Genomic DNA, 26,686 nt, shown 5'->3' with positions numbered 1-26,686 from the left:
GCGCGGGCCGAGAAAGGGGCCTGCGACCGGGGACGGGAAAACGGCGCGCCCGTCACCTTCGCGCTTCGTCCCGGGGGCGGAGGTGCCCTCGGGAAGCTGGAAAAGAACAGCCCCCGGGGCCGGAGGCTTCCGGGGAGGGGGGCCTTGTATGAGGGGGTGGGGCCCAAGTCAAGCCGGGCCGGCGCCGGATCAGGGCCGCCCTCACGCCTTGCGGTTGAACTGGTTCATCGCGCTCGCCAGCCCGTCGCGCGTCCAGGCCTCCGCCGCGTCGGCTGCCCGGTACAGCCCGTCCTCCAGCGACCGGCGCTCGCCGTCGTCGAAGTTGGAGAGCACGTAGCCCGCCACGCGCTCCTTGGCGTTGGGGCCCTGCGGCTTGTCGATGCCGAAGCGCAGCCGGTGGTAGCCATCCGTGCCCAGCAGCTGGGTGATGCTGCGCAGGCCGTTGTGGCCCCCGGCGCCGCCGCCCGCCTTGAGCTGCAGCCGCCCGAAGGGCAGGTCCAGCTCGTCGTGGATGACGAGCACGTCCTCGGGGGCGATCTTGTAGAAGCGCGCCGCCGCGGCCACCGAGCGGCCGGACAGGTTCATGAAGGTCTGCGGCAGCACGAAGAGCACCTTCTCGCCGCCCAGGGAGCCCTGGCCCACGTGGGCCTCGAACTTGCCCTGGCTGAGGCTCGCGCGCGCGCGGCCCAGCAGCAGGTCCACCACCATGAAGCCCACGTTGTGGCGGTGGCGCTCGTACTCGCGCCCCGGGTTGCCCAGCCCGCAGATGAGCTTCACGTGTGTCGCTCCGATTCAAAGAGAAGGGGCCGACCCCGCAGAAGAGGGCCGGCCCCGGGATGCTGAAGCCCTGCGAAGAAGGGGACTACTTCTTCGCGGGGGCCTTGGCCGCCGCAGGGGCCGCCGCCGCACCGGCCGCAGGCTTCGCACCGGCCGCAGGCGCCGCCGCACCGGCCGCAGGGGCCGCCGCCGCAGCAGCCGCCGCCGCAGGACCCGCCTCCTCCTTCTCGGGCGCGGAGACGACCGCGATGGTGTAGTTCACGTGGCTCTTGACCGTCACGCCCTTGGGCATGGTCATCTCGTTCACGTGCAGCGCGGTCGCGATCTTGAGGTGGGTGACGTCCGCCTCGATCTTCTCGGGGATGGAGCCGGGGAGCGCGAAGACCTCGATCTCGCGGCGGATCTGCGTGAGCAGGCCGCCGTCCGCGGTGCCGATCGCCTTGCCCACGAGCACGAGCGGGACCTTCACCTTCACCTGCTCGTTCTCGCGCACGTCGATGAAGTCCACGTGGAGGATCTCGCGGGTGACGGGATCCTGCTGGTACTCCTTGAGGAGCACCTGCTTGTCACCGCCCTGGGCCTTGAGCGTGATGACGGTGTTGAACTTGTGCGGGGTGTTGATCGCCGCGCGCACGGCCTTGGGGTCCACCGCGATGTGCAGCGGGGCCTGCAGGTGCTTGCCGTACACCACCGCGGGCACGAGGCCGGCAGTGCGCAGGCGGCGCGCCGCGCCCTTGCCAGCGCCCTCGCGTGCCTTCGCCTCGAGCGTGTTGGTCGCCATGGGGAAACTCTCTCTCTTTGGGTGCTGCGGGTGAGCCGCCGGTCTCTCCTGGCGCCCTCGGCATCCCACCCCGATGGTGGGCCCCGAAGACGGCGCCGTGCGGACCGGCAGCGCTGGCGGGCACACATGCCAGCGGGCCTGCCCCGAGTCAAGCCGGGCAGGGCAGGGGGGCGGGCGCCCGGGCGCCCGGGCCGTGCCTAGACGAAGAGCGAGCTGAGGGAGTCGGCGCGGTGGATGCGCGCGATCGCCTCGCCGAAGAGCCGCTCGGTGGTGAGCACGCGGATCTTCTTGCACGCCTGGGCGGCGGGGCTGAGCGGCACGGTGTCCGTGAACACCACCTCCTCGAGCTCCGAGTCGGTGATGCGCTGCACCGCGGGGCCGGAGAGGATGGGGTGCACCGCGTACGCCACCACCCGGCGCGCGCCGCGCTCCTTGAGCGCCTTGGCCGCCTGCGCGAGCGTGCCCGCGGTGTCCACCATGTCGTCCACGAGGATGGCGTCCTTGCCGCTCACGTCTCCGATGAGGTTCATCACCTCGGAGGAGTTGGGGCGGGGGCGGCGCTTGTCCACGATGGCCAGCGTGCAGCCGATGCGCTTGGAGTAGGCGCGCGCGCGCTCCACGCCGCCCGCGTCCGGGCTCACCACCACCACCTCGCCCGGCTCGGGGAACTTCTTCTTCAGGTCCTCGAGGAACACGGGGCTGCCGTAGAGGTGATCCGAGGGGATGTTGAAGAAGCCCTGGATCTGCCCCGCGTGCATGTCCATGGAGACCACGCGCGTGGCGCCCGCGACCTCGAGCAGGTCCGCGATGAGCTTCGCGGTGATGGGGGTGCGCGGCGCCACCTTGCGGTCCTGGCGCGCGTAGCCGTAGTAGGGGATGACCGCGTTGATGGAGCCGGCGCTCGCGCGCTTGAGCGCGTCGCACATGACGAGCAGCTCCATCAGGTTGTCGTTCGCCGGCGGGCAGGTGGACTGGACGATGAAGATGTCCTGGCCCCGCACGTTCTCGCCGATCTCGACCTGGATCTCGCCGTCCGAGAAGCGCCCCACCTGCGCCTTGCCGAGCGGGCGCTTGAGGTAGTCGCAGATGCGTTGAGCGAGGGCCGGGTTGGAGCTACCGGAGAAGACCTTGAAGTCGCGCGGCTGCATGGGCCGCCCCCATAGCCCGGGTGGGCCCCAAAGGGAAGTCTCTGGCTCAGTCCGGCTCTGCGGCGACGTCGCGCGGCAAGTCGTGGGGCAGATCGACCAGCGCCGCCGCCAGCCCCGCGGCGAGCGGCGAGGCGGCCAGCTGGGGCCGGGTGCCGGTGTGGCGCGCGTACTCGTCCAGGATGGCGCGCTCCATCTGCAGGCGGGTGTCCGCGTTGAGCGGGTGCGCGATGTCCTTGTACGTGCCGTCCTTGCGCCGCTTGGCCGGCATGGCGATGAACAGCCCGGTCGCCCCGTGGATGACCTTGAGGTCGCGGATCACGAAGCAGCCGTCCAACGTGATGGTCACGTAGGCCTTGAGCTTGTCCTCGTCCACCGGAAACACCCGCACGTCGGTGATGTTCATCGGTCCCCCTCCCCGCGACTGCTGACGGACGCAGGAAGGAGAGCCTGGGCCAAGGTAGGATGCGATTGCAAGCCGCCCCCGGCGCTTCTGTCAGCGCCCGCCCGAGAGCAGCGAGTGCGCGAGGAAGGCCAGGTGGTAGAGGTTGATGAGCAGGTAGAGCCCGGCGCCCGCGCGCAGCGCCCAGCGCGCCATGCGCTGCGCGTGGTGCAGGCACAGCAGCAGGACGCCCGTACCCACGATGGCGAGCTTGACGCCCATGAAGAGCACCGGCGAGCGCTCGTAGGCCAGGCGCATCAGGGGATTCAGCTCCTCGGCCACCCCCATCTGTAAGAAGGTCAGGGTGAAGAGCCCGTCGCTCAGGTTCAGCAGCAGCAGCGCCACCGCGGCCCCGACGTACGAGGCGCCCGAGAAAGTCCCTGCTGCTGCGATGTTGAAGCGTCTGGTTCCCGCCGTCGTCGCCACGTCGCCCCCCGCGCCCACCCCTGCACCCCGCCCCTGCTCCGGGAGCGCATTCAAGACTCCTGCCAGGGGTGGCCGGAGGCGGGGCGGGGCCCCACGGTGGAAACGTTGACGGAGCGGGCCGCGTGGCCGAGAGTGTCCGCCCCGCTTTTCCTCCACCCCCTAGCCCCGGCGGCCCTTTCCCGTGCACCAATTTCCCAGCGACATCGGGTGGATAGAGGTGGTCTGCGGCTCGATGTACTCGGGCAAGACCGAGGAGCTGATCCGGCGCGTGAAGCGCGCGGCCTGGGGCAAGCAGCGCGTGCAGGTGTTCAAGCCGCGGCTGGACAACCGCTACGACGACGTGGCCGTGGTGAGCCACTCGCAGCTCAAGATCAGCTCCACGGTCATCGACCGGGCGGAGGAGATCTTCCGCCACCTGCGCCCGGACACGCAGGTGGTGGGCATCGACGAGGTGCAGTTCCTCGGGCCCGAGGTGGTGGCCGTGTGCGAAGCGCTCGCGGGGCGCGGCCTGCGCGTCATCTGCGCCGGGCTGGATCAGGACTTCCAGGGCAAGCCCTTCGAGCCGGTGCACCACCTGCTCGCCGTGGCCGAGTACGTGACCAAGCAGCTGGCCATCTGCGTGGTGTGCGGCAATCCGGCCAACCGCACCCAGCGCCTGGTGCAGAGCGAGGAGCGGGTGATGGTGGGCGCAGCGGGCGCGTATGAGGCGCGCTGCCGCAAGTGCCACGTGCCCGAGGCGGCCGAGGCCACGCCGCAGACGCTCGAGCTGTTCAAGGACTGAAGGAGCGCCCATGCGCGACACCCTCTACGCCGACATCCCGTTCGCCCTGAGCGAGATGCCCCACCGCTACGGCCCGCAGGTGCACCTGGTGGGCAACCCCTTCCTGCTCAGCCAGCTCGCCACGCTGTGCGCGAAGGGCACCGTGCAGCCGCAGATCAACCGCCTGGTGGCGCTGCTCTACACGGACCTGATCAAGACGGTCATCAACGCGGAGTTCCCGCGCAAGAGCGTGACCATCCCCACGCGCATGATCGACAGCACCCCGCAGGCGCTCTACCAGGGGCAGGTGATCGACCCGCACGTGCGCGCCGTCACGGTGAACATCGCGCGCGCGGGCACGCTGCCGAGCCAGGTGGCCTACGATCTGCTCAACGTGACGCTGGACCCGGAGCTGGTGCGCCAGGACCACATCATCATGAGCCGCATGCTGGACGAGGCCGAGACGGTGGTCGGCTCGAGCATCGGCGGGGCGAAGATCGGCGGGGACGTGGACGACGCCATCGTGCTCTTCCCGGACCCCATGGGCGCCACCGGCGGCAGCCTCTGCACCGCCATCTCGCTCTACAAGGACAAGGTGCCCGGCAAGGCGCGGCGCATCCTCCTGCTCAACCTGATCGTCACCCCGGAGTACCTGCGGCGCATCACGCAGGAGCACCCGGACGTGGCGGTCTACGCGCTGCGGCTGGACCGCGGCATGTCCCCTCCCGAGGTGTTCGGCACCGTGCCGGGCACGCACTGGGAGAAGGAGCGCGGGCTGGATGAGCGGCAGTACATCGTCCCCGGTGGCGGCGGCTTCGGGGAGATCATGAACAACGCATACGTCTAGGTGGAACACCCCGTGGCCTTCTTCGAGCAGGACGTCGGCACCCTCATCGATTCCCAGAAGCTCCAGGCGCGCATCCGCGAGCTGGGCGCGCAGATCACCCGCGACTACCAGGGCAAGGAGCTCACGCTGCTCGTGGTGCTCAAGGGCAGCGTGTTCTTCGCCACCGACCTGGCCAAGTGCATCGACCTGCCGCTCACGCTCGAGTTCCTCGGGGTGAGCAGCTACCAGGGCGGCACCGAGACCACCGGCGAGGTGCGCATCACCCTGGATGCGACCAAGCCCATGGCCGGCAAGCACCTGCTGGTGATCGAGGACATCATCGACACCGGGCTCACCATGAGCTTCCTGCTCGAGAACCTGCGCAGCCGCCACCCGGCGAGCCTCAAGGTCGCGAGCCTCCTCGAGAAGCCCAGCCGCGCGCGCACCCAGGTGCCCATCGACTACAAGGGCTTCGTCATCGACGACGTGTTCGTCGTGGGCTACGGGCTCGACTTCGGCGAGAAGTACCGCAACCTCCCGTTCATCGGCGTGATGAAGGGGAAGTAGCGCCGCAGCCTTCCGGTCCGGAGGCACGCCGACTGCCACGTCCGTGGGCAGACGAGCCTGCGCTTTCCCTGGCACGCCGGGCCCCCGGACCGCACCTTGTCCTCCTCGCCCGGGTGCTCTCTCGAAGAGCGCTCGGGGCACACACCCTCCTGGAGGATGCATGGCGACTGCGGCACGGACGGCAGGTGAGCGGGTGAAGCTGGGGCGTGAGGGCCCCGAGGTCTCCCGGCTCTGCCTCGGAGGCAACGTGTTCGGCTGGACCCTGGACGAGAAGGGCTCCTTCGCCGTGCTCGATGCCTTCCTCGAGGGCGGCGGCAACTTCATCGACACCGCGGACGTGTACTCGTCCTGGGTGCCGGGTAACCAGGGCGGCGAGTCCGAGACGCTGCTGGGCAAGTGGATGGCGTCACGCAAGGTGCGCGAGCGCGTGGTCATCGCGACGAAGGTGGGCTCGCCCATGCCCACGGGAAAGGGCCTCGGTGCGGCCCACATCCAGCGCGCCTGTGACGACTCGCTGCGCCGCCTCGGCGTGGAGCGCATCGACCTCTACTACGCGCACCGCGACGATCCGGACACGGCGCAGGAGGAGACCGCGAAGGCCTTCGACGCGCTGGTGCGCGCGGGCAAGGTGCGCCAGCTGGGCGCGAGCAACTTCGACGCGGGGCGCCTCGCCTCCGCGCTGGAGCTCTCCCGAAAGCTCGGGCTCGCCCGCTACGCGGTGCTGCAGCCCGAGTACAACCTCGTCTCGCGCGACTCCTTCGAGGGCCCGCTGCAGCAGCTGTGCGAGCGCGAGGGAATCGCCGTCGCGCCGTACTTCGGCCTCGCCGCGGGCTTCCTCACCGGCAAGTACCGCGAGGGCCAGCCACCCCCGGACACGAAGCGCGCCGAGGGCGTGATGAAGCGCTATGCGAACCCGCGCGGCTGGCGCGCGCTCGCGGCGCTCGAGAAGGTGGCGAAGGGGCGGGGACAGTCGCTCTCCCAGACGGCGCTCGCGTGGCTCGCCGCGCAGCCCACCGTGACGTCGCCCATTGCGAGCGCCACCAGCCCGGAGCAGGTGCGCGAGCTGCTGGGCGCCTTCCGCTCACCGCTCTCGGGCGAGGAGCTGCGGCAGCTCGCCGAGGCCACCCGGTAGGGGAGGGGGCTCCCGCGTCGCAGGGCAGGGCTGGTAGGCTCGGGGAGTTGCTGCTTTCCCTTCTTTTCCCTGTGTGAAGCCATGTCCCCGTCCTGCCGCTCCGGCGCGCTCCTCTGCGCGCTGCTCGTCCTCGCCTGTGTGACCCCTGCCGACCGCGCCCGCGACCTGGTGCGCCGGGGGCAATACACCCCGGCGCTCCAGCAGTACGACCAGCTCGTCGCGCAGCACCCGGGTGACGCCGCCCTCGTCGCCGAGCGCGACCAGGCCCGCCGCGCGGCACTGGTGGATCGCGTGCGCCGGGCCTCCACCCTGCGCGAGGCCGGCAACGAGGCGGGGTCCATCGAGGTCCTGCGCGAGGCGCTCTCCCGGCGCGATGCGTGGGAGCCCTCGCTCGACGCGCTGACGCGGGCGCTGCTCGCGAGCGAGCTCGAGGCCCAGGGCCGTGCCCTGCGCGAGGACGTGCTCGGGCGCCTCAAGTCCGGCGGCCCCCTGCGCGCCGAGCGCGCGCTCGCCGCGCACGCCGAGGCGCTGCGCATCGCGGAGCTCGCACCGGTGGGCGAGGCGCTGGGTGCTTCGATCAGGGCCGCGGGGCAGGAGACCTGCGCGGCGCTGCAGCGCGATCCCGGCCTGCAGGGCCCCTACGGCACCTGGTGGGTCGCGCGCTCCTGCGCCCACTGGCAGGTGACGCTCGCGCCGGTGGCGCTGCCGGGCCTCATGGGAGGCCTCTCCCTGGATGGGGCCCTCTCGGGCGCCCCGCCCGCGCCGCTCGAGCGCCTGGGGCAGGTGTTTCGCAGCTCGCCCTGGTACGACGCGTCCGCCGCGGACGTAGCGCACGCGCGGCTCTCGGGGCGCTACACCGCACAGCTCACGCGCACGCAGGTCACCGCGCAGCACGCCTACTCGGTGATGGTGCCCTACACCGATCGCGAGTCCTACCAGGAGTCGCGCCAGGTCCCGTACCAGGCCACCGAGAGCTACACGGAGCAGGTCCCGTACACGACGAGCGAGTCGTACAGCTACTCGTGCGGGAGCAACCGCACCTGCACCGGGAGCCGGCCGGTGACCCACTACCGCACCGAGTACCGCACGCGCCAGGTCACCCGCTACCGCACCGAGTACGAGACCAAGTGGCGCGACGTCACGCGCCACCGCTCCGAGGCGCGCGTCTACAGCTTCCCCGCGGAGAAGCTCACCGCGGACTACGCCGCCGAAGCGCTGCTCACCGTGGTGCTCGCGGCGCGCGAGGCGGAGCCGCTGCAGCTCGAGGCGAAGGGTGAGCTGCAGCGCAGCGAGCTCGAGTACGCCGAGTCCAACCCCGCCATGAACCTGGCGCCGCATGCCTCCACGCTCCCCGCAGGGCCCGTGTGGGTCGAGGGCGTGTATGGCGAGCTGGAGGCGCGCCTGCGCAGCGCGCTCCAGGAGCGCTGGGCCGCGGCGCACTGCCAGCAGCCGCGCTACGCGCTGGAGGATGCGGCGCGCTGCGCGTACGGCGCCAGCGCGCCTCCCGCCGCCGTCGCCCAGGCCCTGGCCTCGGCGCTGGGCGAGGACCCCGAGCACCTGGACGCGCTGCGCGGCCGCTGAAAAGCACACGGGCCGCAGCCTCCCGTTCGGAGGCTGCAGCCCGCGGATTCCCCAAGGGGGAGGGGACGGTGGCTAGAACGCCTCGTCGAAGGTGACGTTGCCCGTGACGCCCACCTGGTAGGCGGAGACGCGGCGCTCGAAGAAGTTGGTGAGCTCCTGCACGTCCTGCAGGTCCATGAAGGCGAGCGGGTTCTTCACCCGGAACATCGGCGACATGCCGAGCATCTGGAAGCGCTGGTCCGCCACGTACTGGAGGTACTGGCGCATCTCGCCCACGCTGAGGCCCGCGACGCCGCCCGAGAGCAGGTCCTGCGCGAACATCGTCTCGCAGTCCACCGCCTCGTTGATCATCGCCATCACGTCCGCCTGCATCCCCGCGTCGAAGAGGTCCGGCTCCTCCTCGCGCATCACGCGGATCGCCTCGAAGGCGAAGCTCATGTGCGCGCTCTCGTCGCGGAACACCCAGTTGGTGCCCGCCGCGAGCCCGTTGAGCAGCCCCTTGCTGCGCAGGAAGTACACGTACGCGAAGGCCGCGAAGAAGAAGAGCCCCTCGATGACGCCCGCGAAGCAGATGAGGTTCAGCAGGAACTGACGGCGGTCCGCCTTCGTCTTCAGGCTGTGCAGGTTCTGGATGCTGTCGATCCACTTCATGCAGAACTGCGCCTTCGCGCGGATGGACGGAATGTTGTCCACCGCCGCGAACGCCTTGGCGCGCTCCTGCGGGTCCGGCACGTAGGTGTCCAGCAGCGTCAGGTAGAACTGGACGTGGAGCGCCTCCTCGTAGAGCTGGCGGCTCAGGTACATGCGCGCCTCGGGCGCGTTGATGTGCTTGTAGAGGTTGAGCACCAGGTTGTTCGAGACGATCGAGTCGCCCGTCGCGAAGAACGCCACCAGCCGGTGGATGAGGTGGCGCTCCGCGTCCGTCATCTTCGAGCGCAGGTCCACCAGGTCCGTGGAGAAGTCCACCTCCTCCACGGTCCACGTGTTCTTGATGGCGTTTCGGTACATCTCGTAGAAGGCCGGGTATGCCATCGGGCGCAGCGTGAGGTTCATCCCGGGGTCGAGCAGCATGGTGTTCACGTCCTTCTAGGTGAGGCTGGAGGGCAAGAGGGGCCGCCGCGGTTCACGCAGCGGCCCCTGGAAATGCGTCACGGTGGTGACGGCTCTACTGGCAGGCCTCGCAGGCCTCGGGGTTCTCGAGGCTGCAGGCGATCGCCTCGGCGTCCGCGAACTGCTTCGGGGCGGGAGCCGCGGCGGGCGCCGCCTGGGCGGGGGCCTGCGTGGGCGCGAGCCCGGTGGGTGCGGCCTGCGTGGTGCCGGAGGCGATGGTGGTCTTCGCGATGCGGGTCGCCGGGCGGCTGCGCAGGTAGTACGTGGTCTTCAGGCCCTTCTGCCACGCGTACATGTACATGGAGCTGAGCTTGCCGATGTTCGGGCTCTCCACGAACAGGTTGAGGCTCTGGCTCTGGTCGATGAAGGCGCCGCGGTCGGCCGCCATGTCGATGAGCGAGCGCATGGGGATCTCCCACGCGGTGCGGTAGATGGCGCGCAGCTGCTCGGGCAGCTCGGTGAGGTCCTGCACGCTGCCTTCCGCGAGCTTGATGCGGTTGCGGATGGACTCGTTCCACAGCCCCAGCGCCTGCAGATCGCGCACGAGGTAGCGGTTCACCTGGAGGAAGTCACCCGAGAGCGTCTCGCGCTTGAACAGGTTGCTCACCTGCGGCTCGATGCACTCGTAGCAGCCCGCGATGGAGGCGATGGTCGCCGTGGGGGCGATGGCGATCATCAGCGAGTTGCGCAGGCCGCTCTTCATGATGCGCTGGCGCAGCGCGTCCCAGCGCGCGGTGTCCTCGGGCACCACGCCCCAGTGGTCGAACTGCAGCTCGCCCTTGGCCGCGCGCGTCTCCTTGAAGGCGGCGTGGGGACCATTCTGCTCGGCGAGCTCGCAGCTCGTGGTGAGGGCCGCGAAGTAGATCTCCTCCTGGATCTTCTTGCCCAGCGCGCGCGCCTCGGGCGCGTCGAAGGCGAGCTTGAGCTGGAAGAAGACGTCCTGCAGGCCCATCACGCCCAGGCCCACCGGGCGCCAGCGGCGGTTGGACGCCGCGGCGGTGTCGATGGGGTAGTAGTTGAGGTCGATGACCTTATCGAGCTGCCGCATCGCGAGCCGCACGTTGGCCGCGAGGCGCTCGAAGTCGAACTTCCCGCTCACCACGTGGCGGCCGAGGTTCAGGCTGCCCAGGTTGCACACCGCCGTCTCGCTGTTGCTGGTGACCTCGAGGATCTCCGTGCACAGGTTGGACAGGTGGATGACGTTGCCGGGGGCGCCGGTCTGGTTGCTCTTCTTGTTGCTGTGGTCCTTGAAGGTCATCCAGCCGTTGCCGGTCTGGGCGAGCGTCTTCATCAGGCGCGCGTAGAGCTCGCGGGCCTTGAACTTCTTGACCGCGAGGCCCTTCGCCTCGGCCTCGAGGTAGGCGCTCTCGAAGGCCTCACCGAAGAGGTCGGTGAAGTGCGGGACGGCCTTGGGGTCGAAGAGGCTCCAGTCGCCGTCCTGCTCCACGCGCTTCATGAAGAGGTCCGGCACCCAGTTGGCCAGGTTCAGGTTGTGGGTGCGGCGCGCCTCGTCGCCCGTGTTCTCGCGCAGCTCGAGGAAGTCCTCGAGGTCCGCGTGCCAGGTCTCGAGGTACACGCAGCACGCGCCCTTGCGCTTGCCGCCCTGGTTCACCGCGGCGACCGACGCATCCAGGGTCTTGAGCCAGGGAACGATGCCGTTGGAGTGGCCGTTGGTGCTCTTGATGAGGCTGCCGCGCGCGCGCACCCGGTGGTACGCCACCCCGATGCCTCCGCTGAACTTGGAGAGCATCGCGATGTCCGCGTAGCGCTGGTAGATGGCGCTCAGGTCGTCCTGGGGCGAGTCCAGCAGGAAGCAGCTGCTGAGCTGCTCGTGGCGGGTGCCCGAGTTGAAGAGGGTGGGGGAGGAGGGCAGGTACTCGAGCGAGCTGAACAGGTGGTAGAGCTCGATCGCGTCCTTGGCGTTCTCCGTCAGGGCGCAGGCCACGCGCAGGAAGAAGTCCTGCGGGGTCTCGATGACCTCGCGGGTCTGCGGGTTCTTGAGCAGGTAGCGGTCGTAGACCGTGCGCAGGCCGAAGTACTCGAAGAGGTCGTTGCGCGAGGGATCGATCGCGCTGTTGAGCTTGCGGCTGTTGGTCTGCACGAACTGCAGCAGCCGGTCCGCGATCAGACCGTGGCGGTGCCCGGCGGCGACGGACTGGCTGAAGGAGTGGATCTCCTGGTTGCTGACCTCCTTCTGGATGAAGGTGGACAGCAGGCGGGCGCTGAGGCGCGCGTACTCGGGCTCCTCCACGATGAGGGCGGCGGCGGTCTGGATGGAGAGGCTGTCCAGCTCGCGCGTGGTGGCGCCGTCGTAGAGCCCGCTGATGGTCTTGGTGGCCACGCGCATGGCGTCCACGCGGCTGAGGCCGAAGCAGTTGCGGCCCACCGCGCGGACGATCTTGTTCACGTCCACGGGCTCGGAGCCGCCGTTGCGCTTCTTGACCCGCATCATCGTGGGCAGCACCTCGTTCGGCGGCGAGGTGAGGGCGAAGGAGTCAGCGGCGGCAGCGGTGGCGGGCTTCACAGGCGACTCGGCGTTCACTCGGACTTCTCCTGGCATGGCGACGGACTTCCCCCGGGCATAGGCCCGCCTTACAGGAGCCTACAGGAGGCCCCCGTCATGACTCGGCAATGGCTCGCCGTGCGCCACTCCACGCGAGTGGAGGTGCGGTCACATGTCGCGTCGGACGCGACCTATCGATGAAGTTTTGGGCTGTGGCGGAGGGCGGGCTTCAGCAGCAACGAAGCGCAAGGTATGGGGCCCACCCTGACCTGTCAACGCTAGATCTGGGGGTTTCCGGCGCGGGCGCTGGCCCTTGAGTTGCAATCTACGATCACGTGGCAGGGGCGTCAGTTTTTCTCCCACTGACGCCCGGAGGACAGTGCCGCGGGGCCGGATTTCCGGTCCCACGGAAGTGTCCGCAAGCCCCCTCAGGGAGCCCGCGAACCCCCGTCACCGACCGCGCCGGGACCGGCCGCGGAAGGGCCCTGGGCGGGCGCTGGCGCGACCGCAGGCGAGCCCCCCGACCCGGAGGTGGGGGCTGTAGCACCCTGTGCCGCGGACGGGGGTGGGGCGGCTCCAGGCGCCTGGGCCGGGCTCTCGCCAGAGCCCGGGTTGGAGCCCGGCGCGGGGGCCTCGGCGCTTCCGTGGACGGCGGCCCGCAGCGCCTCCTCGAGCTTCTCGGCCGCGGGGCCCACGCGGGTGATCATGGCGTTGGCGCTGTCCGCCTGGCGGCCGCGGTTCTCCGCCGCGAGCTTCAGCTGGCCCAGGGCCTCGGCGATGTCCCGGCGCGCCTCGTCCAGGCGCTGGCGGGCCTGGTAGTAGGCGACGTCCGCCTGCATCTTCTTGAGGCTGAGGCGCTGCTCCTCGGTGAGGCCGCTGAGCTTCTCGGCGCGCCGCAGGTAGGTGAGCCCCTCGTCCAGGCGCGCGGGCTCGTCCGAGGCGACGCGGGGCCGGGCGAGCGCCTCGAGCACGCCGAAGAGGGCGCGGTCCAGCTCGTCGCGGTCCGAGAAGCGGCGCTCGAGCAGCCCCTGCACCTCGCCGGCGGGCACGGCGAGCGGGGCGTAGGCGTCCGCGAGCCGCGCGTCGCCGGGCGTGTAGGGCACGGCGCCGAAGGGGAGCATGCGCCCCTTGAGCACCACCAGCTGGCCGTTCTCGTGCGCGAGCCGGTAGGTGCGGCTGTTGAGCTGCGAGAGGAGGAAGAGCACCCCGCCCGCCAGCGCCAGGACCACGAGCGTGACGAGGAAGCGGGTGAAGGTGCGGCCGGCGCGGTGTCCGAAGCTCTGCGACTGGTACGCGTCCATCGTGTGGTCTCCCGGTGCCTGCTCCCCCTACGTGCGGACTGACGGCGCCATTTCCTCGGGCCCTTTCCTTGGGGCCCCACAACCCCCGGCTATACTCGAACAGTCGACCATGCATCCCACTTTCAGGCGCCTGGGGCCCAGTGAACTGCTGCCCCGCTACATCTTCGCGGAGAGCCTCTTCGCCCGGCGCCGCGTCCTCGAGGTGGGAGCGGTAGCGAGCACCGGCGGCGAGAGCGCGCGCTTCCTGCTCGAGCGCGGCGCGCGCGCCGTGGTCTCGGTGGACGAGGACCTCGCCGCGGTGGAGGCCGCCCAGCGGCAGCTCGGCTCGGCCACCCTGCGCTTTCGCCCCGGCGTCTTCGAGGACTTCGAGCCGGGCAGCTTCGACGCGGTGCTCGTCGCGGACCTGGCCCCCTACGTGCGCGCCCCCGCGCTGCTCGAGGAGCTGGTGCGGCTGCTCGCGCGCGGCGGCAGCCTCGTGGGCGGCCTGCGCAACGCGGGCGGCCTCGCGCTCGCGCAGCTGATGGAGCCGGAGGAGGGCGCCCCGCCCACCTACGGCCAGCTGCTGGACGCGCTCTCGTCCCACTTCCCGCACGTGGAGACCGCCACCCAGAGCCCGCTGCTCGGCTACCAGCTCGCGTTCGAGCGCGGCGAGGGGCTGCAGGTGGACGGCACCCTGGCCCGCAGCACCGAGGCCGCCTACTTCGTGGTGGTGGCCAGCCGCGAGCCCCTGCGCGCGGTGGACCCCACCTGGGTGCAGCTGCCCCCCGAGCCGCTCGCCTTCACCCGCGGGCGCCTGGACGAGGTGGCGGGGCGCGCGCGCAGCTGGGAGGAGCGCAGCGGCAAGCTGAAGGAGGCGCTCGCCCGGGTGCGCGCCGAGGCGGACGGCCACGCCGCGGCGCTCGCCGCCCTGCAGCCGCAGCTGGAGGCGGCGCGCGAGGACGTGGCGCGCCTCACCGCGCAGCTGGAGGGCGCGCGCGGCACCCCCGAGCTCTCGCGCGAGCGCGACGAGCTCGCGGCCCGCGTGCGGCGCGGCGGCATCGAGCTGCAGGTGGCGCGCGAGCGCGCCGCGGACCTCGAGCAGCGCCAGGGCGCCCTGCGCCTGGAGCTGGAGGCCGCCCAGCGCGCCCAGGCGGAGGCCGGCGTGCAGGTGCTCGCGGCCCAGGAGTCGCTGCGCCTGGAGCGCGCGCGTGCCGCCGAGGGCGCGAGCGCGCTGGAGGCCCTGCGCACCCGGCTCACCCAGGCCTACGAGGAGGCCCGCGGCGCGCAGGAGGCGGCGGACGCCGAGCGCGAGGCGCGCACCCAGGACCGGGTCCAGGCCGAGCGCGCGAGCGCCCAGGCCGAGGACCGGCGGCTGCAGCTGGAGGCGGCGCGCGAGCGCGAGCTGCGCATGGCCGAGCAGTACTCGCAGGCGCTCGCGGCGGTCGAGCACCTGAAGCAGGCCCGGGTGCAGCTCGAGGCCGATGCGCGCAGCGCCACCGAGGCGCTGCTCACCCGCGAGGCGGAGCTCGCCCGGGTGCAGCGCACGCTGGACCTCGCCGAGTCGCGCGCCCAGGCGGCCGAGGCCTCGCGCCAGGCCGCCGAGGTGCAGCAGCACTCCGGGCTCTCGGAGCGGCGCGCCCTGGAGACGGAGCTCGAGTCCGCGCGCGCCACGGCCGCCCGCGCAGTGGAGGAGGCCGAGGCGCTGCGGCGCTCCGCCGAGCAGGCACGCGCGCTCGCCGCCTCGCTCGAGGAGGCGCTCGCGCAGGAGCGCAGCCGCGCGGAGGCCGCCGAGGCGCAGCGCTCCGAGGAGGCGCTGGAGGCCGAGCAGGCCACCCAGGCGCTGACGGCGCAGCTCGAGGCGCTCGCGGCCCAGGTGCAGGAGGCCCGCGCCCGGGGCGCGCAGCGCGCGGCGCTCGACGCGCAGCTGCAGGCCCTCTCCGCCCAGCTCGAGGAGGCGCGGGAGGCGGGGAGTGCGCGCGAGGCGCGGCTCGCCGAGCTCGAAGAGGAGCGCGGCGCGCTCGAGGCCCGGCTCCTCGACGCCGACGCAGCTCGAGGTGCGCTCGAGGAGCGGCTCGCCGCTGCCGACGCGGCCCAAGGTGCATTCGAGGAGCGGCTGGCGGCTGCCGACGCGGCGCGCACCGCGCTCGAGGGGCGGCTCGCCGCCGGCGACGAGGCCCGGGCCGAGCTGGAGGGCAGGCTCGCGGCCGCCGCCCAGGACCGCACCGCTCTGGAGGAGCGGCTCTCCGCAGCGGACGCGTCGCGCGGCGCCCTCGGCCTCGAGCTCGAGGCGCTGCGGGAGCAGGCCACCGCACTCGCGTCCGAGCGCAGCGCCGCGGCCGGGCTGACCGGGACCCTCGAGGCGCAGCTCTCCGAGGCGCAGGCCCGGGCGGCGGAGTTGGAGCGCGCGGCCGCGCAGGCGCAGGAGAGCGCCGGGGCGCGCATCGCGGCGCTCGAGGAGGCGCTGCGCGAGGCCGAGGCGGCCTCCGCCCGCGCCGCGGATGCGCTGCAGCAGCGGCTGCAGAGCATGGACAGCGAGGTGGAGCAGCTGCAGGCGCAGCTCGCCGAGGCCCGCGCCTCGCACGCCCAGGCCCTGGCCGTGGCGGAGGCCGAGGCGCTGCGCCTGGGCGCCGCGCACACGGCGGCGGCGGGCGAGGCGGCGGCGCTGCGTGCGGAGCACGAGGCCCTCGCGGCGGCGCACGCGGTGGCCGAGCAGCAGCTCGCGCTCGCGCGCACCGAGGCGCAGGCGCAGGCGACGCGGCTCGAGGCGCTGAGCGCGGAGCTCGCCGCGCGCGAGCAGGCCGCGCGCGAGGCCGCCGAGCGCAGCGCCGTGGAGCTCGAGGCGGTGCGCGCCGAGGCGCAGCGCCTGCGCGAGCAGGAGGCGCACGCCCAGGCCGAGCACCGCGCTGCCCTCGAGCAGCTGCAGTCGGAGGCCGCAGGTCGGCTCACCGGCCTGGAGGCACAGGCGCTCGAGCGCGTGCGCAGCCTGGAGGCCACGCTCGCGCAGCGGGAGGCCGACCGCGCCGGGCTCGCCGCGCGGCTCGCGGAGGCCGAGGCGCAGCGCACCGCGCAGCGCGAGGAGGCGCAGCGCCAGACCGAGGCGCTCCAGCAGGCGCTGGACGCGGCGCTGGACCGGGCAGAGCAGACGGCGAACGCCCTCGAGGCCGCCCGCGCGCGCCAGGAGATGGAGGCGCAGGCCGCCCAGGCGTCGAGCGCCTCGCAGGCCGAGGCCCTGGAGGCGCTGCGCGCGGAGCTCGCGCAGGCCCGCTCAGAGTGGGGCAGCGAGCGCGAGGCACTCGCGGGCCAGGCCGGCGAGCTGGAGGCCGAGCGGGACGCGGCGCGCGCGCGGGTGGAGCAGCAGATGGCAGGGCGCGCCGAGCTCGAGCGGCGGCTGGAGGCGTTGGGCGCAGAGCTCTCCGAGGCGAAGGAGGCCCAGGCCGCGCTCGAGTCCCGCACGCGCGAGGCGCAGGCTGCCCTGCGCGCCGAGCTGGACGCCGCGCACGGCCGGGGAGGGGAGCTCGAGCAGGCGCTCGCCGCGGCGCGCGCGCAGGCGGCGCAGCTGCAGGAGGATGCGGGGGCCTCGCGTGAGACCCTCGGTGCCCAGCTCGCCGAGGCTCGCGCACGCGCGCAGCAGCTCGCCGAGGAGCATGCGGTGGCGCTGCAGACCGCGCAGCGGCACGCGCAGGAGACCGAGGCGCAGGGCGCGGCCGCGCGCGCGCAGCTCGAGGCGGAGCTCGCGCGGGCGAAGCAGGAGGCGGAGACGTCGCGCGCGCAGGAGGCGGCCGCTGCGGCCGCGCGGCTCGCCGAGGCCGAGTCCGCGACCCAGCAGCTGCGGGCGCAGCTCGCGCAGCTCGAGGCCGAGCGCACCCAGGCGGGGGCGCAGGTGGGCGAGCGCGAGGCGGCGCTTCGGCAGCTGCGCGAGGAGACGCAGCGCGCCGCGGCCGCGGCGGAGGCGGGCGCGCGCGCCCAGCTCGAGGCTGCCGAGACGGGTGCGCGCACGCGGCTCGAGGCGCTCGAGGAGGAGCGCCGCCAGGAGCGCGCGCAGCTGGAGGCGGCCCGCGCGTCGCTCGCCGGAGAGCTCGCGCGCCTTCGCACGGAGCTCGAGGCGGCGCAGGCGCGCGGCGAGCGGGCCGAGGGCGCGGAGCGCGAGCGGGCCGAGGCGCTGGCCGCGCTGCGCGCCGAGCTGGAGCAGGCGCGCGTGAAGGGCGAGCTCTCGGCGCTCGAGGCGCAGGGCCTGCGCACGAGCGCCGCCGAGGCGAAGGAGCGCGAGGCGCGGGCCGCGGCCTCGGTGAGTGAGCGGGACCAGAAGCTGGAGCTGCTGCAGCGCCGGCTCTCCGCGCAGGAGACGGAGCTCGCCGTGCTGCGCCGCTCCTCCCAGCGCGGCAGTCCCAACGCCGTGCAGCAGATCTACGAGCGGGCCAACGCCGAGCTCACCGCGGTGAAGAACGGGCTGAACAAGCGCGCTCCCGGCGAGCGCCCCGCTGCGCCCGCGAAGGCCGTGGCCCCGGTGCCGTCTCCGCAGTGGAACGACATGCTGGACGAGCTCTCCAGCGCGGACGTGCCCGCGGACCCCGCAGCGGCGAAGCCCGCCCCTCCGGCGCTCGCGCCCGAGGACCCCACCCCCACCGGTCTCGAGGTGGTGCACGTGGAGGACCTCCACGTGGACGTCGAGCCGGGCGGAGGCGGCGAGCCGCAGGAGCTCGCGGTGGACGTGGCCATGGAGGACGTGCCCCTGGGCGAGGTGGCCCTGGACGAGGTCGCGGTGGAGGAGGTGCCCACGGCGGGACTCGACGGGCTCGACGAGCTCGGCGGCCTGGGAGAGGGGGAGGAGATCGTCGTGGAGGAGGATGCGACGCTGCCCCCGCCTCCGCCCCCGAAGCGCCCCGCGCCCGCACCGGTGACCGCCGTGGCGCCTGCGCCTGCGCCGCTGCCGCCGCTCGCGCGGCCCTCGTCCGCGGCGCGGCCCGCCGCGACGGCCCGGCCCCAGGCAGCGCCCTCGGCGCCGCCCGTGCTCACCCCCGTGGCGCCCAAGAAGGTCCGCTAGGCCGCCAGGCCCGGGCCTTCGGGCGAGCGCAGCCGCCGCGGCGTCGCTAGGATGTGCGGCGTGAGCGAGCGCTTCTTCAAGTACCACGGGCTGGGCAACGACTTCGTCATCCTCGACCTGCGCCGCAGCGGGGGGAGCGCGGCGGACATCGATGCGGAGACCTCGCGCCTGCTGTGCGACCGGCGCCGCGGCATCGGCGCGGACGGGGTGCTCTCGCTGCTGCCCTCCGACCGGGCGAGCGCCCGCATGGTCGTGCACAACGCGGACGGGAGCATCGCCGAGATGTGCGGCAACGGCCTGCGCTGCGCGGTGAAGTACCTGGTGGACCACTCCGGCGAGCGCCCCGTCTCCCTCGACGTGGACACGGGCGCCGGCGTGCTGCGCTGCCACCCGGGCTACGGCCCCGCGGGGGTGGAGGAGGTGGACATCTCCATGGGCCCTGCGCGGCTCGTGGCGGCGAACCTGCCCTCCGGCGCGAGCGGGCGGCCCTTCCTCGGCGAGGAGCTGCCGGGACACCCCGGGGTGCTCGGCCATGCGGTGAGCATGGGCAACCCGCACCTGGTGCTGCTGGACCGTCCCCTGGAGGAGGCCGGGACGCTGGGCCCGGTGCTCGAGCACCACCCGGCCTTCCGCGAGCGCACCAACGTGGAGTTCGTGCGCGTGGAGCCGGACGGGCTCACGGTGGTGGTGTGGGAGCGCGGCTGCGGGCTCACCGAGGCCTGCGGCACGGGAGCCTGCGCGGCCACGGCGGCGGCGGTGCTCGCCGGGCGGCTCGCGCCGGACACCTGGCACCGGGTGACGCTGCCCGGGGGCCCGCTCGCCATCCGCGTCCCCGCGGACCTCTCGGACGTGCGGCTGCGCGGCCCCGTGAACGCGGTGTTCGAGGGCGTTGTTCCCCTGCCGAAGGGCCGCTAACCTCCGCGCCTCCCGCGTCGCTCCCCCCTCGCCCCCTCCCAGAGCCCTCGCCCGTGGCCGGCCCCATCCTCGTCGTCGACGACGACCCGTTCTTCCGCCAGCTGGTCTCCGACATCCTGGGCCGCCGGGGGCACCAGGTGCTCACCGCGGACAGCGCGCAGAGCGCGCTCGAGGAGGTGTCGCACACCGCCTTCGATCTCGTCCTCTCGGACGTGGTGATGCCCGGCGTGGACGGCTTCACGCTCACCGCGCGGCTGCGCGAGCGCGACCCGGACCAGGAGGTCATCCTCCTCAGCCAGCGCCAGGACGTGAAGGGCAGCCTCATGGCGCTGCGCGCCGGGGTGAGCGACTGCCTCACCAAGCCGGTGGACGAGGCGGACCTGGTGCTCGCGGTGGACCGGGCGCTCGAGCGCGCGTCCCTGCGCCGCGAGCGCGCGCGCCTGCGCGACGAGAACCTGGAGTTCGCGCGCTCGCAGAACCTGCAGCAGCGCTGCCTCGAGTTCCTCTCGCAGCCGGATCTGGAGTGGCTGCAGGAGCGCATCACCGCGGACCTGGGCTCGCTGTGCGATGCGCAGAGCGCCGCCCTGTGGGTGGCGGACGACCGGGGAGACCTCGCGCTGCGCGCCTACCGGGGCCTGCTGGACCGGCAGTTCCTCTCGGAGCGCATCGTGGCGGAAGGGCCGCTGGGCGCGCGCCTGCGCGAGGCGCAGCCCTGGGTGGCCCGCGACGAGCGCGCCCCGGTGCTCTACGTGCCCTTCATCGCGGGCGGGGAGATCATCGGGCTCGCGCAGCTCAGCGACCCGCTCTCCGGTGACTTCGGCAGCGAGCACCTGCGCACCGCGAAGACGCTGGGCGACTTCGCCGCGGTGGGGCTCAAGAACGGCCGGCGCCTGCTCGCGCTGCAGCGCCTGGGCCTGCGCGACCGCGACACCGCGGCGTACAACCTCAGCTACTTCACCGACTACGCCTCCAAGGAGATCTACAAGGCGCGCCGCTACGGCCGCACCTTCTCCCTCCTGGCCTTCAGCGTGGACAACCTGCCGCAGGTGCGCGTGCGGCTGGGCGCGCAGGAGGCCAAGCGCGCGGTGCGCGGCATCATCCGGGCGCTGAGCAAGATCGTGCGCGACTCGGACGTCATCGCCAAGGCGAGCGAGCAGGAGTTCTACGTGCTGCTGCCCGAGACGGACTTCTTCGGCGCGCTGATGTTCGTGCGCCGTGCCATGGCGGCGGTGGCCGAGGAGCCGGAGGCGCAGGAGGTGGAGGCGCGCCTGCCGCTCGCGCTCACCGCCGGGGCGAGCACCTTCCCCAAGGACGGGGAGGACTTCGACGAGCTGATGCACCGCTGCCGCCGCCGCATGGACGAGCGGCGCGCGAGCCTGCAGCGCCGCCTGCTGCTGGACGGGCTGCCCTTCTGGGACGAGGTGGAGCTCTTGCTGGGCAACGCGCAGAGCGCGAAGCTGCCGGTGGACGAGCGCGCCGAGCCCAGCCGCCGCGGCAAGGTGAGCGACGTGCTCTTCGACGAGCTGCAGGCGGAGATCGCGCGCGAGCTGTTGCGCGATCCCGGCGCGCGCGGCCTGCTCTACGTGGGGGGCCCCGAGATCCGCGCGGACCTGCCCATCGCGCTGGGGCTGGAGACGGCGCCCCCGGACCTGGGCAGCCGCGTGTACCTGCTGGGCCGCCGCGCCGACCTCGAGTCGCATCCCGCGCTCACCCCCGTGTTCCTCGAGGGGGACGAGCGGGTGGGGCGCCACGAGTTCCTCTTCTGGCTCTCCGAGAGCGCCGCCTACGCGCTCATCCAGCGGCGCGGCCGCGGGGCCACCTGGGGCTTCCACTCCTCGGACACCGCGGTGGTGGACGGGCTCATCTTCAAACTGCAGGCCGAGTACGACCTGCAGCCCCTGTAGCCAGGAGCGAGCGCCCCCGTGCCCCCGGTCCGCAAGATCCTCATCGCCGACCCCGAGCTGGACTCGGTGCGCAGCCTCAGCCGCGCCCTGCGCCAGCGCGGCTACCAGGTGCACTACGCGCCGGACGGCAGCCGCGCGCTCGAGGTGGCCGTGCTGCGCCACCCGGACCTGGTCCTCTTCGACGAGGCGTGCAAGCTGCTCGAGGCGCGCACCTTCATCCAGATTTTGCGCACCAACCCCCGCACCGACGACATCCCGGTGGTGCTCACCACCGCGCAGGTGGACGCGGACCAGGCGCGCGGCCTGCGCGACGGCTTCCTCAAGAAGCCCTTCAACCTGGACGAGGTGCTCGCGCGCATCGAGCACGTGTTCCGCCGCAACGAGGCCGCCAAGGACCTGCGCGCCGAGACCGAGGAGATCGAGGGCTCGCTCTCTCAGCTGGGCATCCCGGACCTGATGCAGATCCTCGGGATGAACAAGCGCTCCGGGAGGCTCGCGCTGGTGCGCGGCTCCGAGCGCGGCGAGATCTCCATGAGCGAGGGGCGCCCGGTGAACGCGCGCCTGGGCAAGGTGGAGGGCGAGAAGGCCCTGTTCCGGATGATTGCGTGGACGGAGGGCACCTTCACCTTCACCCCGGGACCGGTGAGCGGCAAGCCGCGCATCCAGCGCGCCATCGACGACGCGCTGCTGGAGGGCTTCCGGCAGGCGGACGAGGTGAACCGGCTGCTGCCCACGCTGCCGCCGCGCCACACGCGCCTCGTGCTCGCCCCCGAGGCGGACCTGCCCAAGGATCAGCACCCGGTGACGGCCCAGGTGGTGGAGCTGCTGCGCCAGCCGCGCTCGCTCGGCGAGGTGCTGGACCTCGCGCCCGCGCTGGACCTGGAGGTGCTCGGCGCCCTCAGCACGCTGCTGCAGAAGGACGTCGCGCGGGTGGCCGAGGGCGAGAGCGAGGACGGAGGCCCCTTGCTCGAGCCCGCGGAGCTGCACGCGCTGCGCAGCCGCGTGCTGCGCGGCCGCGCGCCGGTGCGCATGGTGGCCGCGAAGGTGTTCGTGTGCGGCGGCGGCGCCTCCGCGGCGCGCCGGCTCCTGCACCGGCTGCCGCACCTCGAGCCGGTGGCCGCCGAGCCCAGCGCGGTGAAGAGCGGCTTCGGCACGCTGGGGCGGCTGGAGCTCAGCGAGGTGCTGCGCATCGACTTCTGCGTGCTACCCCCGGCCGAGGCCGCGCGCCCCCTGTGGCACCCCTTCAGCGCGGGCGCGGTGGGAGCGCTGGTGCTGGACGCGAGCGAGGCCGCGGTGCGGCTCGCGCGCTTCCTCGCCTGGGAGGTGCGCGTGCCGGTGGCCGTGGTGGGCAGCGCCGTGCCGCAGGCACTCCAGGCCGCGCCCGCCGGCGCCGTCGCCGCGGGCGACGACGTGGTGGAGGCGCTGCGCATGCTGCTGGTTCAGGCGATCAACCCTCCCGGCGCGAGCGGAGCTGGCGCCACGCACCCGTGAGCGTGGTCCAGTGCGCTCCGCGGGCGGAGAGCCGTGAGAGCAGCGGGCGGTGGTGGCGGCCGAGGTCCGCGCTGCGGGCGAGCAGGGCGGACCAGATGGCGTAGGCGCGCGGGGTGAGGTGCAGCCCGTCGCGCGACAGCCGCGCATCGAGCTCGCCGTGCGCCTCCGAGAGCAGGTCGTGCAGGTCGAGGTAGGTCGCGCCGAGCTCGGCCGCGAGCGGCCTGAGGCGCGCGTTGAGCTGGCGCACCGGCTCGTTGAGGTGGGCGTACGGCGCGCGCGCGGGGAGCAGGCTCTGGACCCACAGGCGCACGTCCGGGTAGCTCGCGCGCAGCGCCTGCAGCAGGTCGCGGAAGCGCGCGAGCGCGCCCTCCACGTCGTCCGGCCGGTCACCCAGGTCGTTGACGCCCGCGAGCACGAACACGTCCGAGGGGGCCGGCGCGAGCAGCTCCGGGGAGATGCGCGCGAGCAGCCCGCGGCCCTGCGTGCCACCTAGGTGATCCGAGTTGATGCCGCGGTTGACCACGCAGCGCTCCGGGAAGGCGCGCTGCACGGCGAAGGCCTCGGTGAGCGAGTCACCCAGGAAGACGACCTGCGTGCCCTCCCGGCGGGAGAGAGCGGCGTTCTCCTGCCGGAACTGCTCGAGCCGGCGATCGTGATGGGCGTGCCACTCTGTATTGGAAATCATGGAGTGCGCGTTTTCGCGCACCGCACGTCTCCCTGCCAAGCCGGGCCCCCCGCCGGCGCGTGAGCGCCCGCGCCGCTACAGCTGGTCGGCCGCGCGCGGCTCGCCCCGCGACGGGCTCTGCGGCGGCCCGTCCGCCTGGAGCGCCGCGCGCAGGTGGCGAAGCTTCAGCCGCGCCTCGAAGTCCTGCACCGCCGGGCCCTGCGCCGCGAGCGCCTCGGGCAGCGAGTCCAGCGGCGTGAAGAGGTCCGCCGTCACCGTGTAGCCGTGAAGGCTGCCGTCGTTCGCGTTGTGCTCGAGCGCGTACCCGTTGTCGATGAGCCCGCTGCGGTTGCTCGCGCCCAGCCCCAGGTACAGGGTGCGCCGCTCCACCTGCGGCGCGAGCAGGTCGCGCCCCTGCCAGCCCGCCGGCTGAGGCAGGCCGAAGAGCGAGGCGAGGGTCGGGGCCACGTCGAGGTGGTTCGTGAAGAGCGCCTCGCGCTGGGGCTGGCGCAGCAGCTCGGGGGCCCAGACGAGGAAGGGCGTGCGGAACTCGGCGTCGCTGAAGTCCAGCCCGTGGCCCGCGGCGCCGCCGGGGCCGAGCACGGTCTCGCCGTGGTCCGAGACCACGACCACCACCGTCCGCCGCTCGAGCTCGAGCCGCCGCAGCACCTCGAGCAGCTGCGCCACCTGCTGGTCCGTGTAGGAGAGCGCGTTGCGGTAGTTGTCCTCCACGCCGTAGCCGGCGAAGCGCCGGGCGGCGAGCGGGGCATGGTACGGGTGGTGCGGCGTGATGGGGTTGTAGATGGCGAAGAAGGGCCCGCCCCGGTGCTCGGCGAGCCACGCGCTCAGCGCCTCGACCGTCTGCGACTCCTGCACGCCCCACGAGTGGACCGGATGCTCGGGCCGCTGCAGCTGCTCGCCGCCGGCCAGCGTGTCCACGCCCTTGTGCTCGAAGAGCCAGCCGAGGTCCGCGAAGTAGAAGAAGGCCGAGCAGAACAGCGCCGTGTCGTAGCCTGCCGCCTTGAAGCTCTCGAGGAGCGAGGCGGAAGGCGGCGGCCGCCCGTAGAGCGTGCGCCCGTCGAAGTCCGCGAAGGGCAGGTAGGCCGAGTAGTACAGCGAGTACTGCGCGGTGAGTGTGAAGGGGGCGGTGGTGAAGTGGTGCTCGTAGCGCAGCCCCTCGGCGCCCAGGCCCGCGAGCGTGGGGGCGGTCTGCGCATCCACGTACCGCGCCGCCGTGGACTCCAGCACCACCAGCAGCAGGTTGTAGCCCGCCGCCTTCCCCCGGAGCTCCGGGTGGCCCGGCTCGTGGCCCGGCGCGAGGTGGGAGGAGAGGTCGAGCGCCGCGCCCCCGTGCCCCTCCAGCCGCCGCTCCGAGGCCTCCAGCTCGCGCAGCACGTCGTGCGCGCTGGCGGGCCGCCGCGGCAGCGAGCGCGCCAGCTCCACCAGCGGGTTGGTCTTCAGGCCGAAGGCGTACACGTTGCGAAAGAGCAGCTGCGCAGCGCCGCCGCCGGCCGCACCCAGCCCGAGCACCAGCGCCCCGGCCCCCACCGCCCCGAGCCGGCGCAGCGCCGGGCCCAGCACGCGTGGGGCGAGCAGCACCGCCAGCAGCGCGGCGGCGGTGACGGCGAGCAGCAGGGCGTCCACCGAGGCGAGCACGGAGTCGCGCAGCGCCCCCACTCCGGACGAAGCCAGCGCGAGCAGCCCGAAGCTCAGGGGCCGCCCATAGGCCTGGTTCACCTTGAAGCTCACACACCCCACCAGCGCGGCCGCGGCGAAGGGCGCTGCGCCCAGCGCCCCTGCGAGGCGCTGTCCCCCGCGCCGTCCCCAGGCAGCCAGCGGCAGCACCGCCGCGAGCGCCACGACGAAGACGGCCGCGGCGGCGAGCAGGTCCGCCCCGGCCAGCGCGGGCACCCGGTGGGGGGCGACCCCGGCGAGTGCATCCACCCCCCGCGCCGCGTACCAACGCACCAGCCCCACCTTCAGCAGCACGAAGACGCCGCTGAGCGCGAGTGCGCGGGCCGCGAGGCTCCGCGCGAGCTCCTGAAGGGCGGAGCGCGGCGCAGGCGTGTCGGTGCCTCTTTCCATGGAGGCGGACAACTATGCCAGTGCCGCAATTCCGGCAATGTGGGTCAGAGCCGACACGGGGATTCCCCGCACCGGGGAGTGCGCTCAGGGCGCGGGCTGCAGGGCCTCGCGCAGCAGCGGGCGCAGCTGCTCCTCGAGGAACACCGAGAAGCTCCCCACGCCCTCGTTGTCGTCCGTCTCCAGCTGCATGCCGAGGATGGCGTAGTAGTTGCCCACGCGGTCCACCCACGGGTCGAAGCCGAAGGCGCCCGGTGAAGAGACCACGGGGCAGCCCGTGGCGGGGGTGCCGCACTCGAGCCAGTTGCCCAGGCCGTAGCGGTAGGGGAGGCCGTGGTCCTGCATCGGCGAGGCGACGATGCGCGCGTCCGGGTAGGGCTCGCGCGCCTGCGTGTCGAAGAGCGCGGGGTCGGCGAGCGGGCCCGTCGGGAGCTGGCCCTTGTGGAACACCACCGAGAGCAGCCGCGCGTACTCGTCCACCGTCGCGCGCAGGCCGCCCGCCACCAGGGGATTGAGCGTGCCGGAGGCCTGGCGCGGGAAGGTGAAGTACGCGAGCTCCGCGCTCGTGAGGCCCAGCGGCACCTTCAGCTGCTCCTCGAAGAGCTGCGCCCAGCGCTTGCGTGTCACGGTCTCGGCCATGGCGGCAGCCACCTGCAGGTGCCCGCTGCCGTACTCGAACTGGGCGCCCGGCGTGCCGGTGAGCCCCGCGGCGCCGATGGCGTCCGCGCAGGCGCGCAGCGTGGTGGCCGGGTTGAGGGTGCAGTTGGGAGCCGCCTGCAGCCCCGAGGTGAAGGAGAGCAGCTGGCGCAGGGTCACCGCGCCCTCGGGTCCCGTCCACCCGAGCACGCTGCCCGTGGTCGAGTCGAGCGAGAGCACGCCCGCGTCCACCAGGCGCAGCAGCACCACGGCCGAGACGAGCTTGCTCGCGGAGGCCACCGCCACGCGCCGGTCCGGAGCGAAGTCGCCGTAGGACTTCACGAAGACGCGGTGGTCCTGCGCGTCGTACACCGCGAGCGTCGCCCCGGGCACCCCTGCGTCCGCCACGGCCGCCGCCACCAGCGCGTCCACGGCATCGAAGCGGCCGGCGCTCCCGGCGTCCGGGTCCCCTGCGTCCGGCGCGCCTGCGTCGGGCAGCCCCGGCGGCGTTCCGGAGTCCGGCGCGGGGGGCTCGGAGCCTCCAGAGCCGCTGCACGCACAGAGCAGGAGGACGGCGAGGGGGAGCCAGGGGCGGCGGACGGACACGGACGACCTCCGGGAGC

The 26,686-nt window shown here is 73.2% G+C and carries 20 protein-coding genes; 9 read left to right on the top strand and 11 right to left on the bottom strand.

Annotated features, from left to right (window positions below):
- Nucleotides 1-201: 201 nt before the first annotated feature.
- From pth to FGE12_RS09490, 5 genes are all read right to left on the bottom strand, one after another.
- Nucleotides 202-777 (bottom strand): aminoacyl-tRNA hydrolase, encoded by a 576-nt coding sequence (gene pth, locus FGE12_RS09510; RefSeq protein ID WP_194797740.1) that lies wholly within the window; start codon nucleotides 775-777, stop codon nucleotides 202-204.
- 85 nt (nucleotides 778-862) lie between these two features.
- On the bottom strand, nucleotides 863-1,558 hold the full coding sequence (locus tag FGE12_RS09505) for a 50S ribosomal protein L25/general stress protein Ctc (protein WP_153866086.1): 696 nt from the start codon (nucleotides 1,556-1,558) through the stop codon (nucleotides 863-865).
- A gap of 197 nt (nucleotides 1,559-1,755) precedes the next feature.
- Nucleotides 1,756-2,706: a ribose-phosphate pyrophosphokinase gene (locus FGE12_RS09500; RefSeq protein ID WP_153866085.1), complete on the bottom strand. Its 951-nt coding sequence runs from the start codon at nucleotides 2,704-2,706 to the stop codon at nucleotides 1,756-1,758.
- 46 nt (nucleotides 2,707-2,752) lie between these two features.
- Complete coding sequence (gene spoVG / locus FGE12_RS09495; RefSeq protein WP_228530686.1) at nucleotides 2,753-3,109, bottom strand: septation regulator SpoVG; 357 nt, start codon at nucleotides 3,107-3,109, stop codon at nucleotides 2,753-2,755.
- Nucleotides 3,110-3,199: 90 nt separating this feature from the next.
- Nucleotides 3,200-3,490: a DUF5658 family protein gene (locus FGE12_RS09490; protein ID WP_370458934.1), complete on the bottom strand. Its 291-nt coding sequence runs from the start codon at nucleotides 3,488-3,490 to the stop codon at nucleotides 3,200-3,202.
- A gap of 262 nt (nucleotides 3,491-3,752) precedes the next feature.
- On the opposite strand from FGE12_RS09490, the gene FGE12_RS09485 reads away from it, so the two are divergent.
- The 5 genes from FGE12_RS09485 (at nucleotide 3,753) to FGE12_RS09465 (ending at nucleotide 8,437) form a co-directional block, all read left to right on the top strand.
- A complete protein-coding gene (locus tag FGE12_RS09485; protein WP_194797739.1) occupies nucleotides 3,753-4,352 on the top strand; it encodes a thymidine kinase in 600 nt (199 codons plus the stop codon).
- Nucleotides 4,353-4,362: 10 nt separating this feature from the next.
- Nucleotides 4,363-5,178 (top strand): uracil phosphoribosyltransferase, encoded by an 816-nt coding sequence (locus FGE12_RS09480; protein WP_153866084.1) that lies wholly within the window; start codon nucleotides 4,363-4,365, stop codon nucleotides 5,176-5,178.
- 12 nt (nucleotides 5,179-5,190) lie between these two features.
- Nucleotides 5,191-5,724 carry a hypoxanthine phosphoribosyltransferase gene (hpt, locus tag FGE12_RS09475; protein ID WP_194797738.1) on the top strand — a complete coding sequence of 178 codons (534 nt, stop codon included), beginning with the start codon at nucleotides 5,191-5,193 and terminating at the stop codon, nucleotides 5,722-5,724.
- 160 nt (nucleotides 5,725-5,884) lie between these two features.
- Nucleotides 5,885-6,856, top strand: coding sequence for an aldo/keto reductase (locus FGE12_RS09470; RefSeq protein WP_153866083.1), 972 nt, complete (start codon nucleotides 5,885-5,887; stop codon nucleotides 6,854-6,856).
- Between the two features lie 81 nt (nucleotides 6,857-6,937).
- A complete protein-coding gene (locus FGE12_RS09465) occupies nucleotides 6,938-8,437 on the top strand; it encodes an EMI domain-containing protein (protein ID WP_153866082.1) in 1,500 nt (499 codons plus the stop codon).
- A gap of 72 nt (nucleotides 8,438-8,509) precedes the next feature.
- Here the strand turns inward: FGE12_RS09465 and FGE12_RS09460 are convergent, their stop codons facing one another.
- From FGE12_RS09460 to FGE12_RS09450, 3 genes are all read right to left on the bottom strand, one after another.
- Nucleotides 8,510-9,508 carry a ribonucleotide-diphosphate reductase subunit beta gene (locus tag FGE12_RS09460; RefSeq protein WP_153866081.1) on the bottom strand — a complete coding sequence of 333 codons (999 nt, stop codon included), beginning with the start codon at nucleotides 9,506-9,508 and terminating at the stop codon, nucleotides 8,510-8,512.
- 94 nt (nucleotides 9,509-9,602) lie between these two features.
- Entirely contained in the window at nucleotides 9,603-11,999 is a 2,397-nt protein-coding gene (locus tag FGE12_RS09455; protein ID WP_228530715.1) for a ribonucleoside-diphosphate reductase subunit alpha, read from the bottom strand.
- Between the two features lie 479 nt (nucleotides 12,000-12,478).
- Nucleotides 12,479-13,351 carry an IF-2 protein gene (locus tag FGE12_RS09450; protein WP_153866079.1) on the bottom strand — a complete coding sequence of 291 codons (873 nt, stop codon included), beginning with the start codon at nucleotides 13,349-13,351 and terminating at the stop codon, nucleotides 12,479-12,481.
- Between the two features lie 109 nt (nucleotides 13,352-13,460).
- Here FGE12_RS09450 and FGE12_RS09445 point away from each other — a divergent pair, with 109 nt between their 5' ends.
- The 4 genes from FGE12_RS09445 to FGE12_RS09430 are packed head-to-tail and all read left to right on the top strand — an operon-like array spanning nucleotide 13,461 to nucleotide 22,681.
- Nucleotides 13,461-18,371: a methyltransferase domain-containing protein gene (locus FGE12_RS09445; protein ID WP_153866078.1), complete on the top strand. Its 4,911-nt coding sequence runs from the start codon at nucleotides 13,461-13,463 to the stop codon at nucleotides 18,369-18,371.
- Nucleotides 18,372-18,422: 51 nt separating this feature from the next.
- Entirely contained in the window at nucleotides 18,423-19,286 is an 864-nt protein-coding gene (gene dapF, locus FGE12_RS09440; protein WP_153866077.1) for a diaminopimelate epimerase, read from the top strand.
- A gap of 53 nt (nucleotides 19,287-19,339) precedes the next feature.
- A complete protein-coding gene (locus FGE12_RS09435) occupies nucleotides 19,340-21,190 on the top strand; it encodes a response regulator (RefSeq protein ID WP_194797737.1) in 1,851 nt (616 codons plus the stop codon).
- Between the two features lie 18 nt (nucleotides 21,191-21,208).
- The gene (locus FGE12_RS09430) at nucleotides 21,209-22,681 is read left to right on the top strand and encodes a DUF4388 domain-containing protein (RefSeq protein WP_194797736.1); all 1,473 of its coding nucleotides are present in this window, start codon (nucleotides 21,209-21,211) and stop codon (nucleotides 22,679-22,681) included.
- Here FGE12_RS09430 and FGE12_RS09425 read toward each other — a convergent pair.
- From FGE12_RS09425 to FGE12_RS09415, 3 genes are all read right to left on the bottom strand, one after another.
- On the bottom strand, nucleotides 22,638-23,366 hold the full coding sequence (locus FGE12_RS09425) for a GDSL-type esterase/lipase family protein (protein WP_153866076.1): 729 nt from the start codon (nucleotides 23,364-23,366) through the stop codon (nucleotides 22,638-22,640). The two genes, FGE12_RS09430 and FGE12_RS09425, sit on opposite strands and share 44 nt — an antisense overlap.
- Before the next feature lie 75 nt (nucleotides 23,367-23,441).
- On the bottom strand, nucleotides 23,442-25,430 hold the full coding sequence (locus tag FGE12_RS09420; RefSeq protein ID WP_153866075.1) for a sulfatase-like hydrolase/transferase: 1,989 nt from the start codon (nucleotides 25,428-25,430) through the stop codon (nucleotides 23,442-23,444).
- 84 nt (nucleotides 25,431-25,514) lie between these two features.
- The gene (locus tag FGE12_RS09415) at nucleotides 25,515-26,669 is read right to left on the bottom strand and encodes a serine hydrolase domain-containing protein (RefSeq protein ID WP_370458933.1); all 1,155 of its coding nucleotides are present in this window, start codon (nucleotides 26,667-26,669) and stop codon (nucleotides 25,515-25,517) included.
- Nucleotides 26,670-26,686 lie beyond the last annotated feature (17 nt).

This window comes from Aggregicoccus sp. 17bor-14 (assembly GCF_009659535.1).
Lineage (GTDB): Bacteria > Myxococcota > Myxococcia > Myxococcales > Myxococcaceae > Aggregicoccus.
Note: the sequence above shows the minus strand (reverse complement) of the source record. Positions and strands in the feature narration are given on the sequence as shown.

Coding starts and splice junctions, on each gene's coding strand:
- FGE12_RS09505 (WP_153866086.1), bottom strand. CDS start 1,558: ATGGCGACCAACACGCTCGAGGCGAAGGCACGCGAGGGCGCTGGCAAG.
- FGE12_RS09500 (WP_153866085.1), bottom strand. CDS start 2,706: ATGCAGCCGCGCGACTTCAAGGTCTTCTCCGGTAGCTCCAACCCGGCC.
- spoVG (WP_228530686.1), bottom strand. CDS start 3,109: ATGAACATCACCGACGTGCGGGTGTTTCCGGTGGACGAGGACAAGCTC.
- FGE12_RS09480 (WP_153866084.1), top strand. CDS start 4,363: ATGCGCGACACCCTCTACGCCGACATCCCGTTCGCCCTGAGCGAGATG.
- FGE12_RS09470 (WP_153866083.1), top strand. CDS start 5,885: ATGGCGACTGCGGCACGGACGGCAGGTGAGCGGGTGAAGCTGGGGCGT.
- FGE12_RS09465 (WP_153866082.1), top strand. CDS start 6,938: ATGTCCCCGTCCTGCCGCTCCGGCGCGCTCCTCTGCGCGCTGCTCGTC.
- FGE12_RS09460 (WP_153866081.1), bottom strand. CDS start 9,508: ATGCTGCTCGACCCCGGGATGAACCTCACGCTGCGCCCGATGGCATAC.
- FGE12_RS09455 (WP_228530715.1), bottom strand. CDS start 11,999: ATGATGCGGGTCAAGAAGCGCAACGGCGGCTCCGAGCCCGTGGACGTG.
- FGE12_RS09450 (WP_153866079.1), bottom strand. CDS start 13,351: ATGGACGCGTACCAGTCGCAGAGCTTCGGACACCGCGCCGGCCGCACC.
- FGE12_RS09445 (WP_153866078.1), top strand. CDS start 13,461: ATGCATCCCACTTTCAGGCGCCTGGGGCCCAGTGAACTGCTGCCCCGC.
- dapF (WP_153866077.1), top strand. CDS start 18,423: ATGTGCGGCGTGAGCGAGCGCTTCTTCAAGTACCACGGGCTGGGCAAC.
- FGE12_RS09425 (WP_153866076.1), bottom strand. CDS start 23,366: ATGATTTCCAATACAGAGTGGCACGCCCATCACGATCGCCGGCTCGAG.
- FGE12_RS09420 (WP_153866075.1), bottom strand. CDS start 25,430: ATGGAAAGAGGCACCGACACGCCTGCGCCGCGCTCCGCCCTTCAGGAG.